The following is a 13,819-nucleotide window of genomic DNA, read 5'->3' as shown; positions in this document are numbered from 1 at the left end:
ACTATTAATGATATGCATGGTGGAGTCTTGCCGAGTTCTCATTATATTTCAGGATAAGCCACTTCGTCTTGCGCTTCACCAAAGCTTTAGTCGCTTTGGCTTGCTCAGGCTGGACTTACTTTGGTTTCGCCCAAATGAGAAGCAACGCTTCGCAAGAAAGGCATCTTGCGCTGCTATAATCGCAGCTCACCACAAAACTCGTTGACTACCATCAGCTTGTTGAATGGGTCGCAGAAACGGCATTCTTTTAGTGTCGTCCTGTCTCGAACAATTGTGGATGACGTTTCCGTGTATCCAGTTTCAACATAAGTTCTTATATTGAACTAGCAATAATTATTTCATCTCTTTCAGTTTACGTGCTGCTTCTTCTGCAAAATACGTCCAGATGCCATCTGCACCTGCACGACGGCAGCACATCAAGGATTCCAGAATCACACTGTCCGATAACCAGCCATTTTGAATTGCGCCCGCAAGCATCGCATATTCACCACTGACTTGATAGATAAAGGTTGGGACACCAAAGGTATCTTTGACTTCACGCACAATATCCAGATATGGCATACCAGGCTTTACAATCACCATGTCCGCACCCTCCTGAATATCAAGGGCGATTTCATGCAGGGCTTCGGCACGGTTGCCTATATCCATCTGGTAGTTATATTTATTGCCCCCTTTGAGGTTGCTGGCTGAACCGACTGCATCACGGAATGGGCCATAAAAGCTGGATGCATATTTGGCTGAATAGGCCATGATATTGGTATAAATAAAACCATTTTGCTCAAGTGCCTGACGAATCGCACCAATACGGCCATCCATCATGTCACTTGGTGCGACCACATCCGCGCCTGCTGCGGCATGGCTCAATGCCTGTTTGATCAGGCATTCCACCGTTTCATCATTCAGTACATAGCCTGTATTATCAATAATACCGTCCTGACCATGTGTGGTGTATGGATCAAGTGCGCCATCGGTGATCAGCACCATTTCAGGCAATTCTTTTTTAAGCAGGCGGCAGGTGTTTTGAACCAGACCATCTTCATGCCAGGCCGCTTCCGCCATTAAACTTTTATCTTGTTGTGGTGTTACGGGGAATAGGGCAAGTTTTGATACGCCAAGTTCCAGCAGGCTTTCCGCCTTTTTGAGCAATAAATCGGCAGACAGGCGCTGCACATTTGGCATGCTTGGAATATCCTGGCTTTGTTGTTGGCCCGGTAGTACAAATACTGGATAAATCAAGTGATTAGCTGTGAGTTGTGTTTCGCTGACCATGGCACGGAGCTGGTCATTTTTACGGATACGGCGCATGCGAGTCGCAGGGAAAGCTGGACGATTGAACGTATAAGTCATAACAATCTCGATGTTCAGTATTACACTATAGAAATAATTGGCTCATTTAAGGCATGCTGGGGAGAGCTTGGCAGCCTGAACCAATGAAAGAACCTCGCTATTGTAGCCCCATAATTTTAGATTTGTACAAAATAGTGGGATGTTTATCGTTCCTTTGGATGTTGGCAGCGTATGAATGATGTAAAGAAAAACTGGACGGGTAATATTCAGTTGGGTGTGGAAGTAGATCATGCTGTGGTGTTAAAGCAACTTTGTAAATCCTTTAATGCCTGTCCATTCTTTAAATACAGTGGTATGGAGATGCGTGTGGTCGATGACCAGATTGAAGCCTATGTGGAAATGAAGCCTGAACTGGTGGGGAATCTGGCCTTTCAAATCCTGCATGGCGGCGTGGCTGCAACCATACTGGATAGTATTGGTGGAATTGTCGCGATGGAGCAGCTTTACCGTCATTCAACCCCTGAGAATTTGCCTGATACCATCAAAAAAGTTTCCCGTTTGGCAACAGTCGATATGCGTGTTGATTATCTGGCACCAGGGCGTGGCCAGTTCTTTATTGCGCGTGCTGAAACATTACGTTTAGGCCGTAAGGGCTGCACCATGCGTATGACCATGGTCAATGATGAAGATAAACCAATCGCAACCGCAATTGCCTCTTATGCGTACTAGGGCATTGAGCAAACATTTAAAGCGTCATTGGACGCTTTTTTATATCTGAATAACCATGCTTTCTTACCATCAGGTTTGACACGAAAATATAAGCCTTTACCGTCAAGCTCTCTATATTCTTTTGATTCAGGTTCAAGGTTCGCAAGAGCAGTATCTGATAATGGCCTGCGTTTAATTTCTGTTCTTTTCATGGCTTGTACACCAGCGGATTCAATAAATCTTGCAATGTACAAGGCAGTGTACACGGTGCATGTACACTATAGCTGGTTATATTTGGTTATGTTTAGGGATTAAAAAAGCCCTAACCATTTCTGGCTAAGGCTTTCAGTCTTATGTATCGTGATAAATCTTGATACATTTTTCGGAATTTGGTGGAGGTGGCGGGAGTTGAACCCGCGTCCGCCAGCACTACACTCGAGAATACTACATGCTTAGATATCGTCTATTGTTTTAACACCAAGCGACCCGACGAACAGGGTACAAGGCGCGATCCTCTAAGTTTGGTATAAAGCCCCGAGGCTTGACTTTATACGGACTTGTGTGCGTGCGCTTCGATCGGGTTCACTGACCACAAGTATTCAGTGAAGCGGACAAGCTGCCCTTAGGCAGCTAGAGCGTAAGTTTCGTCGTTTGCGACTATTAAAATGCAAATTTTATTTACGAGAGAAAATGCGCTCTCGGCATGCATCTATGAGCTTCATCACCAGCGTCGAAGCCAATAACACCCCCATATATGAACGAGCATCATAACATACTTATTGAAAATTGACATCTAAATCTATAAATCAGGGTGTTAATGATTGAAATATAAGCAAGTGTAGTCGCTGGATAAAGATTAAAAAGACTTGTACTAGCTCAAAACTGATCTGACAGTTACCCATTTTTTATTGTGCCTGTCAGGTTAAATTTGAGCTAAATTCTTCTCAGCCCAAATCCGTTTTCCATCAAGTAAAGTTTCAAGTGGTGTACGACCCCAACACATTTTTCCTTGATGAGTCCGTTCAGTATTATAGGATTTCAGCCAATCGTCTAGATCAACTTGTAATTCTTCCAATGAGCTATAAAGCTTCTTTCTAAACGTAATTTGATAGAACTCCTGCAAAATCGTTTTATGGAAACGCTCACATATACCATTTTTTGCGGGGAAGCTGCTTTTCTCTTCGTGTGATCAATATCATTGACTGCCAGATACAACTCATAGTCATGTTGTTCTACCTTATCGCGTTCCGTAAAGCCCCATTGTCTTCACTTTCTGACCAGACCTGCCAGTTCTGGCAAAGCCGCAATACCCGTTTTATTCAGGTCAACCGTTCCAAAAGTGGCCTAAACCGCAACCAGCCTTTAACAGCTTCAGATCAACCCATCCGTAATTATTTATGGCTGGTTCGAACTTTATTGGCACAGCATAAAAAGCTGCAAGCAGGTGAGGTGATTCTCACAGGTTCAATCATTCGCCCAATGGATTTAAAGGCTGGGCAATATCAGTTTCAAATGCTTGGACAACAAGTTTCACTAAAGGTAACTTGAATCAGTCAGGATTGCTGTTAAAAATAAGAAAAGCTCAATGTTTGATAATAGGGAAACAAGAAAATGGCACAGTTGAATGATCACGGGTTATTAAAGTCACAGGCATTGATCAACGGTCGGTGGCGGGATGCACTCTCTGGTCAGACCCTAAGCGTGACCAATCCAGCTACAGGCGAAAGTATTGGTACTGTACCCAAAATGGGCAAACAGGAAGCACTAGATGCGGTTGCCGCCGCTGAGCAGGCATTGCCATTGTGGCGTAAAAAAAGTGCCAAGGAACGCAGTAAGATTTTACGCCAGTGGTTTGACCTGATCATGCAGCATCAGGATGATCTGGCCTATATTCTCACCTTGGAACAAGGTAAACCCTTGAGTGAAGCCAAAGGCGAGATTGCTTATGGTGCGGCTTATATTGAATGGTTTGCCGAAGAAGCCAAACGGGTATATGGCGATATTATTCCCGCAAATGGTTCTGATCAAAAGATTCTTGTGAATAAGCAGCCGATTGGGGTTTGTGCTGCAATTACCCCGTGGAATTTCCCGAATGCCATGATCACCCGTAAGGTTGCGCCAGCATTGGCGGCAGGTTGTACCATCGTTGTCCGTCCAGCTTCGCAAACCCCATTATCTGCCTTTGCGATTGCAGAGCTTGCCTTGCGTGCAGGTATTCCAGCAGGGGTATTTAACGTCATCACAGGCGGTTCCACTGAAATCGGTGAAGTGCTGACTACCGATGACCGAGTGCAGAAGTTTAGTTTCACAGGTTCAACCGAGGTGGGTAAAAAACTGATTGCCCAATGCGCCTCAACGGTGAAAAAGGTGTCGATGGAACTGGGTGGTAATGCACCGTTTATGGTGTTTGATGATGCCGATCTTGATGCTGCGGTAAAAGGCGCGATTGCCAGCAAATTCCGTAATGCAGGCCAGACCTGCGTCTGTGCCAACCGTATTTATGTACAGTCAGGAATTTATGACCTGTTTATAGAAAAACTCTCTGAGGCAGTAAGACAGTTCAAGATCGGCAATGGCTTGGAGGCTGGAGTAGACTTTGGCCCAGTGATTGACAGTGCAGCCATGCAGAAAGTGGAAGAACATATTGAGGATGCGGTCAGCAAGGGCGCTCAGGTGGTGCTGGGTGGAAAACCCCATCCTTTGGGCCAATTGTTCTTTGAACCAACCATTGTCAAAGATGTCACGGCTGACATGAAAGTGGCCAAAGAAGAAACCTTTGGACCTTTGGCACCTATATTTAAATTTGAAACTGAGGACGAGGTGGTGGGCTATGCCAATGATACCGAGTTTGGTTTGGCATCCTATTTCTACAGTCAGGATTTAGGCAGGGCGATGCGAGTTTCCGATGCGCTGGAATACGGCATGGTGGCGCTCAATACAGGAATCTTATCCAATGAGGTCGCGCCGTTTGGTGGGGTCAAGCAGTCAGGTCTGGGACGTGAAGGCTCCAAATATGGCATTGAGGATTATCTGGAAATTAAATATGTGTTGCTGGCTGGTTTAGACAATAGATAACTATTGTATTGTTCAGTTTTATGGGAGGAAAGATATTGCATTTTTCCTCTCAGCTATTCTTCATTGTTTTAGATAACAGTAAATTGACCTAACTTTCTATACAGACTATATGGATGAAACTATTATTCAGCAAATAAAATCGATCAAAAAAATAAATCCGATATATGAAGTTGCATATATATGAAAAATCATATATAAATGCATATAAGCAACATCCATGAAAGGATTTTTTATTCATGCGGAAGATGATGATCAGAGAATGACTTTAACAATTTACTTATCATATATGTTTATCTATATATCCAAATAAATGGGAGTGAATATGGATCAGGTGACTTTCTTTAAATGCTTGTCAGATGAGACCCGTCTTAACATTGTGACTTTAGTTGCTGAAAATAAGGAGCTGTGTGTCTGTGACCTCACGGAAAAATTACAGTTAAGCCAACCCAAGATTTCAAGGCATCTTGCGTTGTTACGTGCTTCAGGATTGTTGCAAGATAGGCGACAAAGCCAATGGGTGTATTACAGCATCAATTCACAGTTGCCAGCGTGGTGTCATGACATTTTAACGATCTTGGTTGCTCATCCATCAAAAAACCTCTCTACATTAGCAGCATGTCATACCCCAAATTATTGTGAGTAATCCCCAATGAAATTTCTCTTTTTATGCACTGGAAACAGTTGTCGTAGTATTTTGTCTGAAGTACTGTTTAACAGTCGTGCGCCTGAGAGCTGGAAAGCGTACAGTGCAGGCAGCAAACCCTCTGGACAGGTACATCCATTGACCATTGAAACTTTACAGAATCTGGGCCTTTCGACCAATGGTTTGTGGAGCAAAACCATTGCTGACTGTGAGCAATCTCTTTTACGGCTGCTGGCAATAATTTCGAGCTGGCTTTGGCGGTTGCAATTGCCACTTTTGGCTTGGCTTCACCTGTTGCGTTTACAACGGTAATCGGACCTTTGGTGGAAGTTCCCGTATTGATTTCACTTGTGACCGTCTCGCTGTGGTTAAGAAAGAAGTATTTTCCAAAGGAGTCGAGTGAGATATGACTTCAAAAATAATATTTCTGCTGATCGGGCAAAATCATTTTTTATTATCCCAAGGCAGAATTTTTATAACAGATCAGTTTGGCTGAACTGATCTGTTATATTTTTTAAAGGTATTTTGTGTCTATTCTTGTTTTGTATATTCATACAGAATCTAGCTTAGACAAGATTTGGGAGCAGAATATGAGTTTTTTAAAAAAGAAAAATAATGCCGCTTTTGTATTCTTTATTATCACACTTTACGCATTCCTAGGCTTTGGACTTGGCTTTATCATTTGGGAATATGTTTTATAAGTAGAGCAAGGCTTTATGTAGGTTGATCTTTATGGATCGATCAATCGCATTAGCAAGCTAATCGTCAAGTCTTAATCGTACAGAACTGATCGTTATCGTTGAGTTAGCGCAATAGACCCCATATGCGATCTGCACAATGGGTTGAGGTTGGTTAAGAAAATTGGCCAAATCGCAGCGACGCTTACTGAAATTCTGATAGGAATAATGGCGATAAGCCTTGAATCTAAAGATTTTATTAACGTGAATTCGGTTTAAGCAGATTTTAATTTAATCATTTGAATCAAACAGGTATTAGACCAATGTTTTGATCCAATACCTGACTGGAATTTAACGAACAATCAACACTGGAATATGGCTTTCACCCAATACTTTTTGCGCTACACTACCTAAAATAAATTTCTTGAAACCTGTTCTACCATGTGAACCCATAATGATCAGGTCTGCACCTAGGTTTTGTGCAGCCCCAATAATTTCCTGAGGGATAGAAAAACCCTCCAGAACCTGGGTGGCAACCGTTAAGCCCAGCTCTTCAAATTTCTGCTCGGCTTTTGCCAGATTTTCTTCCACATAACCACGCACACGCTCAATTAAATCATTGCTCTGACCAAATCGAACATAGGTATCGGCTAAATATGGGTCCAATGCCATCACCTCAACCACAGTAATTTCACTGTTGAGCGCTTTGGCAAGTTGAGCTGCTTGCTGAATGACATTGACCGAAATTTCTGAGTCATCAATCGCAACGAGGATTTTTTGATAAGTCATGTTTATTACTCCTTATAATTCCATTTTAAGATTCAGCAGGTTTATAAATATTTGTATAAAATAAGATTTATACTTTTATGGTAACCCTATTCTTGAAAGAATAAAACCTAGTATTTTTATAGGGATAGGTAAGTTACTTATCTGTATTTAGGGAAAATGGCTAAAATAAAATTATGTGAAATTTCTATGAATATAAGAAGTGCAGGATATCAATAAGTTATCTTCATCATTTATAAGTTTTCTTGAAGAAAACTCTTTAGATGATCAATATTATCTGTTTGTAACAGTTCACGTATTTTTAAAATTTGCCTTTCATCTAAATCATAAAGTTTGAGTGCAAGCAGTTTTTCTATATCTTGTGGAGAAAAGCGGTACTTCATTACTTTGGCGGGAACACCAGCAACAATCGCATAGGGTGGCACATCCTGGGTAACCACGGCACCTGTTGCGACCACCGCTCCCTCACCAAGTTTTACTCCCTGCATAATCATGGCGAGACTGCCAATCCAGCAACCATCTTCAATGATGGTATCTCCAGCAGGCAAAAAACTACGTGTATCAAAGGGAAAGGTTGAAATCCAGTCTGGTCGATGCAACTGATTGCCACCCATCATAATCACGCATTCAGCCCCAAAGCAGACAAAATTGCCAATATGCAGTTGATCAATTGGTTTTTCAGGTGTAGCAGGTTTGTCATGCAAATAACGCACCACGCAACGTTCAAAACCTTGATCCCAATAGGCTGAATAATAAGAATAATTACCTTTGATATGGATATTTGGATTGTTTACTGTTTTAGCAATAAATTCGAACTCGCACCAGTGTTTAACAGGTGAGTTGATTAATGGATCCATATCTTGACAAAATATTAAAAGAAAGCCGTGACATTATAGCTTTTATATCAGGAGAGAGTGCTAGTTGGAGAAAAATTTCCAAAGCCAAGTAAACAAACGTTGAATTTGATTGGGAAATACAAAGCCGAGAACTGCACAAAGTAGAGCCGTATTAAAAATAATGAGCGCAGAGCTGGTCGTAGAATTCACATGAACCCCCCATGTGATGGCAATCCCAATACCCAGAATAATTCCTGCAATTGCATACATAAATGCACTTATGAGTCGATCTTGCATTCTTTATCTCATTGTTATTGTATTTAGAAATAGCATGCCTGAAACAAAAGAACTCTTCAAATGATGAAGAGTTCTTTAATTACTTAATCAGGTGGATGAATTAGATATATTCCACACTGACGATTTCGTATTCAACTTCACCTTGTGGTGTTTGAATTTTTGCTTCGTCGCCTTCGCTTTTACCTAAAAGACCACGGGCAATCGGTGAGTTCACTGAGATTTTATTGATTTTAAAATCTGCCTCATCATCACCTACAATTTTATAAGTTTTACGCTCTTCAGTGTCTAGGTTTTCGATAGTTACTGTAACGCCAAACACAACACGGCCGTTTTGTTCAAGTGTTTTGACATCAATCTCTTGAGCTGCACCCAGTTTGCCTTCGATGTCCTGGATACGGCCTTCACAAAAACCTTGCTGTTCACGTGCAGCGTGATATTCAGCATTTTCCTTTAAATCACCGTGCTCACGAGCTTCTGCAATCGCTTGGATAATACGTGGGCGATCCACTGTTTTTAGCTGTTGTAATTCTTTCTCTAAGGCAACCTTGCCTTCAGGAGTCATAGGATAACGTTGCATTTCAGTCCCTCTAAATTGGTTGGGAAAATACAGGATTAAAAAAAGAAAAAGCCCGCCACCGATAAGGTGACGGGACTTTATCGGTAGAGAATTAACCTACAGTTTGTAAATCTTGCAAGCGGTATACATCCATTGGCAATTTCACAGCAAATGCTTGGCAAACAGCCTCAGCACCATTAATGGTCGTAGTGTAATACACTTTACCTTGTAGGGCAGCACGACGAATCATGGCAGAGTCATATTGAGCTTGTTTGCCTTCAGTTGTGTTGACAATAAGATGAATTTCACCATTTTTCAAGCGGTCTACAATATGTGGACGACCTTCGGTGACTTTATTCACAGCTTCACATTCCAAACCTGCTTCTTTAAGCACGCGATAGGTACCACCTGTTGCAACCAGTTTAAAGCCATACTGGATTAACTGCTTGGCAATGTTTGCAATGTGTTTCTTGTCCGATTCACGAACTGACAGGAATGCATGCTTCACTTCACCTTCAGTCGGCAAACCTGGTAAACGTTCATTTGAGCCAAGTACAGCCTTATAGAAAGCTTCACCAAATGTTGTACCAACACCCATCACTTCGCCTGTAGACTTCATCTCAGGGCCAAGAATTGGGTCAACACCCTGGAATTTAGCAAACGGGAACACCGCTTCTTTCACTGCAAAGTGGGTCGGAATGATTTCCTTGGTGAAACCTTGTGACTCAAGGGATTGACCCGCCATACAACGTGCAGCAACTTTTGCTAAAGACTCACCAATACATTTTGATACGAATGGAACAGTACGGGATGCACGTGGGTTCACTTCAAGGATGTAAATATCATCACCCTTTACTGCAAACTGAACGTTCATCAAGCCGATTACGCCAAGTTCTTTTGCCATTGCAACAGTTTGGCGACGCATTTCATCCTGAACTTCTTGTGAAAGCGAGTAAGGAGGAATCGAACATGCTGAGTCACCTGAGTGAATCCCTGCTTGTTCAATGTGCTGCATGATACCGCCGATCACAACATCTTTACCGTCAGATACGCAGTCAACGTCAACTTCAGTTGCATCGTCAAGGAAACGGTCAAGTAGAACAGGGGCTTCATTCGATGCCTGAACCGCTTCACGAAGATAACGTTTTAACTCGTCTTCGTTATACACGATTTCCATTGCACGACCACCCAATACATAAGATGGACGAACAACCAATGGATAACCGACTTTAGCCGCTTCTGAAATACCTTCTTCAGCAGATTTAACGATGCTGTTGTTTGGTTGGCGAAGCTGTAGACGTTGAATCATTTGCTGGAAACGTTCACGGTCTTCTGCACGGTCAATCGCATCAGGTGAAGTTCCAATAATCGGTGTACCTGCTTCTTCTAAAGCACGCGCCAATTTCAATGGTGTTTGACCACCGTACTGTACGATTACGCCTTTAGGCTTCTCTGTACGTACGATTTCAAGTACATCTTCCAGTGTTACAGGTTCGAAGTACAAACGGTCTGATGTGTCATAGTCAGTTGAAACCGTTTCAGGGTTACAGTTCACCATGATGGTTTCATAACCGTCATCACGCATTGCAAGCGCAGCGTGTACACAGCAGTAATCAAACTCAATGCCTTGACCAATACGGTTCGGACCACCACCAATCACCATGATTTTGTCACGGTTCGATGGATTGGCTTCACATTCCTCATCATAAGTTGAGTACATATATGCCGTACCAGATTCAAACTCGGCAGCACAAGTATCAACACGCTTGTAAACTGGATAGACACCCAAGTTCCAACGTTGTTTACGGAATTGTTTTTGTGAAATACCCATTAAGTCAGCAATACGAAGGTCAGATAAACCTTTGCGTTTGAATGAACGAATATTATCAGCGTTTAAATCACCAAAACCTAAAGTTTTTACTTGAGCTTCAGTTTTAACGATATCTTCAATTTGGATCAAGAACCAACGATCGATCTTAGTTGCTTCGAATACGTCATCTAATGAGAAACCATGACGGAATGCATCAGCTACATACCAAATTCGCTCAGGGCCTGGAACTTTAAGTTCTTTTAAGATGATATCTTTGGCATTAGCCGTACCAACTTCGATTTTTTCATCAAAGCCGCTGACACCTACTTCAAGACCACGAAGTGCTTTTTGAACAGATTCTTGGAAGTTACGACCAATTGCCATCACTTCGCCCACAGATTTCATCTGAGTTGTCAATACAGGCTCAGCTTGTGGGAATTTTTCGAAGTTGAAGCGAGGAATCTTGGTGACAACATAGTCAATTGCTGGTTCGAAGCTTGCAGGAGTGATACCACCAGTGATGTCATTTTTCAATTCATCAAGGGTATAGCCAACTGCAAGTTTTGCTGCGATTTTCGCAATCGGGAAACCTGTTGCTTTCGATGCAAGCGCAGATGAACGAGAAACACGAGGGTTCATCTCGATCACAACCATACGACCATCTTTCGGATTAATACCGAATTGAACGTTTGAACCACCTGTTTCAACACCGATTTCACGAAGAACAGCAACCGATGCATTACGCATGATTTGATATTCTTTATCTGTCAGTGTTTGCGCAGGGGCAACAGTGATTGAGTCACCAGTGTGTACGCCCATTGGGTCAAAGTTTTCAATCGCACATACGATAATACAGTTGTCGTTTTTGTCACGAACAACTTCCATTTCGTATTCTTTCCAGCCAATTAAAGATTCGTCGATCAATAATTGTTTAGTTGGAGAAAGATCGAAACCACGTTCACAGATTTCAATAAATTCTTCTTTATTGTATGCGATACCGCCACCAGAACCACCCATGGTAAATGATGGACGAATGATCACTGGGAAGCCAAAACGTGACTGAATTTCCAGTGCATGTTCCATACTTTCAGCAACATCGGCACGAGGACATTCCAAGCCGATTTTACGCATGGCGATGTCAAACAGTTTACGATCTTCTGCTTTTTCAATCGCTTCTTTTGATGCACCAATTAATTCAACATTGTATTTTTCTAAAACACCGTTGGCATCTAATGCAAGCGCACAGTTCAATGCAGTTTGACCGCCCATGGTTGGGAGGACTGCATCTGGACGTTCTTTTTCAATGATCTGTGCAACTGTCTGCCAGGTGATTGGCTCGATATAGGTTGCATCTGCCATTGAAGGGTCAGTCATGATGGTCGCTGGATTCGAGTTGACCAAAATAACACGGTAGCCTTCTTCACGAAGCGCCTTACATGCTTGTGCACCTGAGTAGTCAAACTCACACGCCTGACCAATAACAATAGGACCAGCACCAATAATTAAGATGCTTTTAATATCCGTGCGTTTAGGCATTATTCGCTCCTGAGTGAGGGTAAAGCGGAGCGAAGCTCCGTCCGAACGCAAGACGAGAAGCTATGCTTCGAGTAGTCGCAATATTCATCTTAAACATCATTTTTTAGCCTGCTCAATCAAGTGAATAAAATGATCGAACAATGGTGCGCAGTCATGCGGACCAGGGCTTGCTTCAGGGTGACCTTGGAAGCTGAACGCTGGTTTGTCAGTACGATGAATACCTTGGTTTGTACCATCAAACAGTGAACGATGTGTCACCTTTAAGTTTGCAGGTAAAGTACTTTCATCGACAGCAAAGCCGTGGTTCTGCGAAGTGATCATCACTGTACCGTGATGTTCGCTGAGAGGGTCAAGATTTTGTACAGGATGGTTCGCACCATGATGTCCATGATTCATTTTCATGGTTTTCGCGCCAGAAGCGAGCGCCAAAATCTGGTGACCTAAACAAATACCAAATACAGGTAAAGTCGTAGTTTCAACAATCGTTTTTACTGCTTCAATGGCATAGTCACATGCTGCTGGATCACCAGGACCATTTGACAAGAACACGCCATCTGGATTCAAGGCAAGCACTTTTTCAGCAGGAGTTTGTGCAGGAACAACTGTTAATTTACAACCGCGGTCTGCGAGCATACGTAAGATGTTGGTTTTGACACCATAATCGTATGCAACGACATGAAATTTAAATTCAGGTTGGGTAAAGCCCTGACCTAAAGCCCAGGAACCCTCGGTCCATTCAAAACCTTCAGGATCACAGCATTCTTTTGCGAGGTCCAGGCCATTTAAGCCGCCGAATGCACGCGCTTTTGCAATGGCTTCTTCTTCTGTAATATTTTCGCCAGCAAGGATACAGCCATTTTGCGCGCCCTTGTCACGTAAAATACGTGTCAATTTACGCGTGTCAATATCAGCGATGGCAACAACATTATGTTGTTCTAGATATTCACTTAAAGATTGTTCTGAACGGAAATTACTATGTAATAAAGGAAGATCACGAATAATTAAACCGTTGGCCCATACTTTATGGATGCGACCAGATTCAACGTCTTCGCTATTACAGCCTGTATTTCCAATATGGGGATAAGTCAGCGTCACAATTTGTTGCGCATAACTTGGGTCAGTCAAAATTTCCTGGTAGCCAGTCATGGCTGTATTAAAAACGACTTCACCAGTCGTACTACCCGATGCACCGATAGACGTTCCTTTAAAGATCGTTCCATCTGCGAGGGCTAAAATGGCGGGGGTGCTCAAACCAAAGCTCCTGAACTAAAACCACAAAAATAGGGCTGTAAAAAAGCGAGAAGACATAAAAAAAGGCAGGCTGTCTTTAAAAACATGCCCCTCCTTCCAGTCTGCTCGCTTGTAACTTAACAGCGCATTATACGCATGAGTAGGTGAAAAGTCTATGTGTTTTGTCTATTAAACTCAGGAATTGGTGTTTTTCTTTTATAAGTTTAAATGGACAGGTGTCTATTGCAAAATCAGTCATTCTTATAAATATATCATGAGATATTATGCAAATTGTCTAACAATTTTTTAGGGCTTTAGGTGGAAAGCGCTTTATCTTATATATAGCCAAAAAATCAACGATCAATATAGAGGGGAATC

Annotated in this window: 12 protein-coding genes, 1 other RNA gene and 5 pseudogenes; 7 read left to right on the top strand and 11 right to left on the bottom strand. The window is 42.3% G+C overall.

The window, feature by feature from the left end; translation table 11 throughout:
• Positions 1 to 333: 333 nt before the first annotated feature.
• Positions 334 to 1,347, bottom strand: coding sequence for a porphobilinogen synthase (gene hemB / locus F988_RS09855; RefSeq protein ID WP_004682770.1), 1,014 nt, complete (start codon positions 1,345 to 1,347; stop codon positions 334 to 336).
• 171 nt (positions 1,348 to 1,518) lie between these two features.
• On the opposite strand from hemB, the gene F988_RS09850 reads away from it, so the two are divergent.
• Positions 1,519 to 2,016 (top strand): thioesterase family protein, encoded by a 498-nt coding sequence (locus F988_RS09850; protein ID WP_004676633.1) that lies wholly within the window; start codon positions 1,519 to 1,521, stop codon positions 2,014 to 2,016.
• A 35-nt stretch (positions 2,017 to 2,051) separates the two neighbouring features.
• Here F988_RS09850 and F988_RS09845 read toward each other — a convergent pair.
• The 3 genes and pseudogenes from F988_RS09845 to F988_RS14705 form a co-directional block, all read right to left on the bottom strand.
• Positions 2,052 to 2,207: pseudogene (locus tag F988_RS09845) on the bottom strand (Arm DNA-binding domain-containing protein); the annotation flags it as partial.
• Between the two features lie 178 nt (positions 2,208 to 2,385).
• Positions 2,386 to 2,745: a transfer-messenger RNA gene (gene ssrA, locus F988_RS14710) on the bottom strand.
• Positions 2,746 to 2,917: 172 nt separating this feature from the next.
• Positions 2,918 to 3,234 (bottom strand): annotated as a pseudogene (locus F988_RS14705) (integrase core domain-containing protein); the annotation flags it as partial.
• On the opposite strand from F988_RS14705, the gene F988_RS09840 reads away from it, so the two are divergent.
• The 6 genes and pseudogenes from F988_RS09840 (at position 3,220) to F988_RS15230 (ending at position 6,414) form a co-directional block, all read left to right on the top strand.
• Positions 3,220 to 3,543 carry a hypothetical protein gene (locus F988_RS09840; protein ID WP_004676637.1) on the top strand — a complete coding sequence of 108 codons (324 nt, stop codon included), beginning with the start codon at positions 3,220 to 3,222 and terminating at the stop codon, positions 3,541 to 3,543. The pseudogene F988_RS14705 and the gene F988_RS09840 overlap by 15 nt on opposite strands.
• A gap of 63 nt (positions 3,544 to 3,606) precedes the next feature.
• Positions 3,607 to 5,070: an NAD-dependent succinate-semialdehyde dehydrogenase gene (locus tag F988_RS09835; RefSeq protein ID WP_004682769.1), complete on the top strand. Its 1,464-nt coding sequence runs from the start codon at positions 3,607 to 3,609 to the stop codon at positions 5,068 to 5,070.
• 322 nt (positions 5,071 to 5,392) lie between these two features.
• Positions 5,393 to 5,713 carry a metalloregulator ArsR/SmtB family transcription factor gene (locus F988_RS09830; protein ID WP_004682768.1) on the top strand — a complete coding sequence of 107 codons (321 nt, stop codon included), beginning with the start codon at positions 5,393 to 5,395 and terminating at the stop codon, positions 5,711 to 5,713.
• A 6-nt stretch (positions 5,714 to 5,719) separates the two neighbouring features.
• Positions 5,720 to 5,929, top strand: a pseudogene (locus F988_RS09825) (arsenate reductase/protein-tyrosine-phosphatase family protein); the annotation flags it as partial.
• Positions 5,926 to 6,123: pseudogene (locus tag F988_RS15470) on the top strand (arsenic resistance protein); the annotation flags it as partial. The pseudogenes F988_RS09825 and F988_RS15470, both read left to right, overlap by 4 nt.
• Before the next feature lie 180 nt (positions 6,124 to 6,303).
• A complete protein-coding gene (locus tag F988_RS15230) occupies positions 6,304 to 6,414 on the top strand; it encodes a hypothetical protein (RefSeq protein ID WP_004799650.1) in 111 nt (36 codons plus the stop codon).
• A 132-nt stretch (positions 6,415 to 6,546) separates the two neighbouring features.
• Here the strand turns inward: F988_RS15230 and F988_RS15465 are convergent.
• The 7 genes and pseudogenes from F988_RS15465 to carA form a co-directional block, all read right to left on the bottom strand.
• A pseudogene (locus tag F988_RS15465) lies at positions 6,547 to 6,651 on the bottom strand (metalloprotease); the annotation flags it as partial.
• A 90-nt stretch (positions 6,652 to 6,741) separates the two neighbouring features.
• Complete coding sequence (locus F988_RS09820; protein ID WP_004682766.1) at positions 6,742 to 7,179, bottom strand: universal stress protein; 438 nt, start codon at positions 7,177 to 7,179, stop codon at positions 6,742 to 6,744.
• A 230-nt stretch (positions 7,180 to 7,409) separates the two neighbouring features.
• Positions 7,410 to 8,033 carry a CatB-related O-acetyltransferase gene (locus F988_RS09815; protein WP_004682765.1) on the bottom strand — a complete coding sequence of 208 codons (624 nt, stop codon included), beginning with the start codon at positions 8,031 to 8,033 and terminating at the stop codon, positions 7,410 to 7,412.
• Between the two features lie 60 nt (positions 8,034 to 8,093).
• A complete protein-coding gene (locus F988_RS09810; RefSeq protein ID WP_004676644.1) occupies positions 8,094 to 8,309 on the bottom strand; it encodes a hypothetical protein in 216 nt (71 codons plus the stop codon).
• Positions 8,310 to 8,409: 100 nt separating this feature from the next.
• Complete coding sequence (gene greA, locus F988_RS09805; RefSeq protein ID WP_004660795.1) at positions 8,410 to 8,886, bottom strand: transcription elongation factor GreA; 477 nt, start codon at positions 8,884 to 8,886, stop codon at positions 8,410 to 8,412.
• 91 nt (positions 8,887 to 8,977) lie between these two features.
• On the bottom strand, positions 8,978 to 12,211 hold the full coding sequence (carB, locus tag F988_RS09800; protein ID WP_004682764.1) for a carbamoyl-phosphate synthase large subunit: 3,234 nt from the start codon (positions 12,209 to 12,211) through the stop codon (positions 8,978 to 8,980).
• Positions 12,212 to 12,307: 96 nt separating this feature from the next.
• Entirely contained in the window at positions 12,308 to 13,462 is a 1,155-nt protein-coding gene (gene carA, locus F988_RS09795; protein ID WP_004682763.1) for a glutamine-hydrolyzing carbamoyl-phosphate synthase small subunit, read from the bottom strand.
• Positions 13,463 to 13,819: the final 357 nt, after the last annotated feature.

Source organism: Acinetobacter parvus DSM 16617 = CIP 108168 (genome assembly GCF_000368025.1).
In the GTDB taxonomy this organism is placed as follows: domain Bacteria; phylum Pseudomonadota; class Gammaproteobacteria; order Pseudomonadales; family Moraxellaceae; genus Acinetobacter; species Acinetobacter parvus.
Note: the sequence above shows the minus strand (reverse complement) of the source record. Positions and strands in the feature narration are given on the sequence as shown.

Bases quoted from the DNA above. Each gene is read 5' to 3' on its own strand.
- F988_RS09830 (WP_004682768.1), top strand. From the start codon at position 5,393: ATGGATCAGGTGACTTTCTTTAAATGCTTGTCAGATGAGACCCGTCTT.
- F988_RS09820 (WP_004682766.1), bottom strand. From the start codon at position 7,179: ATGACTTATCAAAAAATCCTCGTTGCGATTGATGACTCAGAAATTTCG.
- greA (WP_004660795.1), bottom strand. From the start codon at position 8,886: ATGCAACGTTATCCTATGACTCCTGAAGGCAAGGTTGCCTTAGAGAAA.
- F988_RS09810 (WP_004676644.1), bottom strand. From the start codon at position 8,309: ATGCAAGATCGACTCATAAGTGCATTTATGTATGCAATTGCAGGAATT.
- F988_RS09840 (WP_004676637.1), top strand. From the start codon at position 3,220: ATGTTGTTCTACCTTATCGCGTTCCGTAAAGCCCCATTGTCTTCACTT.
- hemB (WP_004682770.1), bottom strand. From the start codon at position 1,347: ATGACTTATACGTTCAATCGTCCAGCTTTCCCTGCGACTCGCATGCGC.
- F988_RS09835 (WP_004682769.1), top strand. From the start codon at position 3,607: ATGGCACAGTTGAATGATCACGGGTTATTAAAGTCACAGGCATTGATC.
- F988_RS09815 (WP_004682765.1), bottom strand. From the start codon at position 8,033: ATGGATCCATTAATCAACTCACCTGTTAAACACTGGTGCGAGTTCGAA.
- carB (WP_004682764.1), bottom strand. From the start codon at position 12,211: ATGCCTAAACGCACGGATATTAAAAGCATCTTAATTATTGGTGCTGGT.
- F988_RS09850 (WP_004676633.1), top strand. From the start codon at position 1,519: ATGAATGATGTAAAGAAAAACTGGACGGGTAATATTCAGTTGGGTGTG.
- F988_RS15230 (WP_004799650.1), top strand. From the start codon at position 6,304: ATGAGTTTTTTAAAAAAGAAAAATAATGCCGCTTTTGTATTCTTTATT.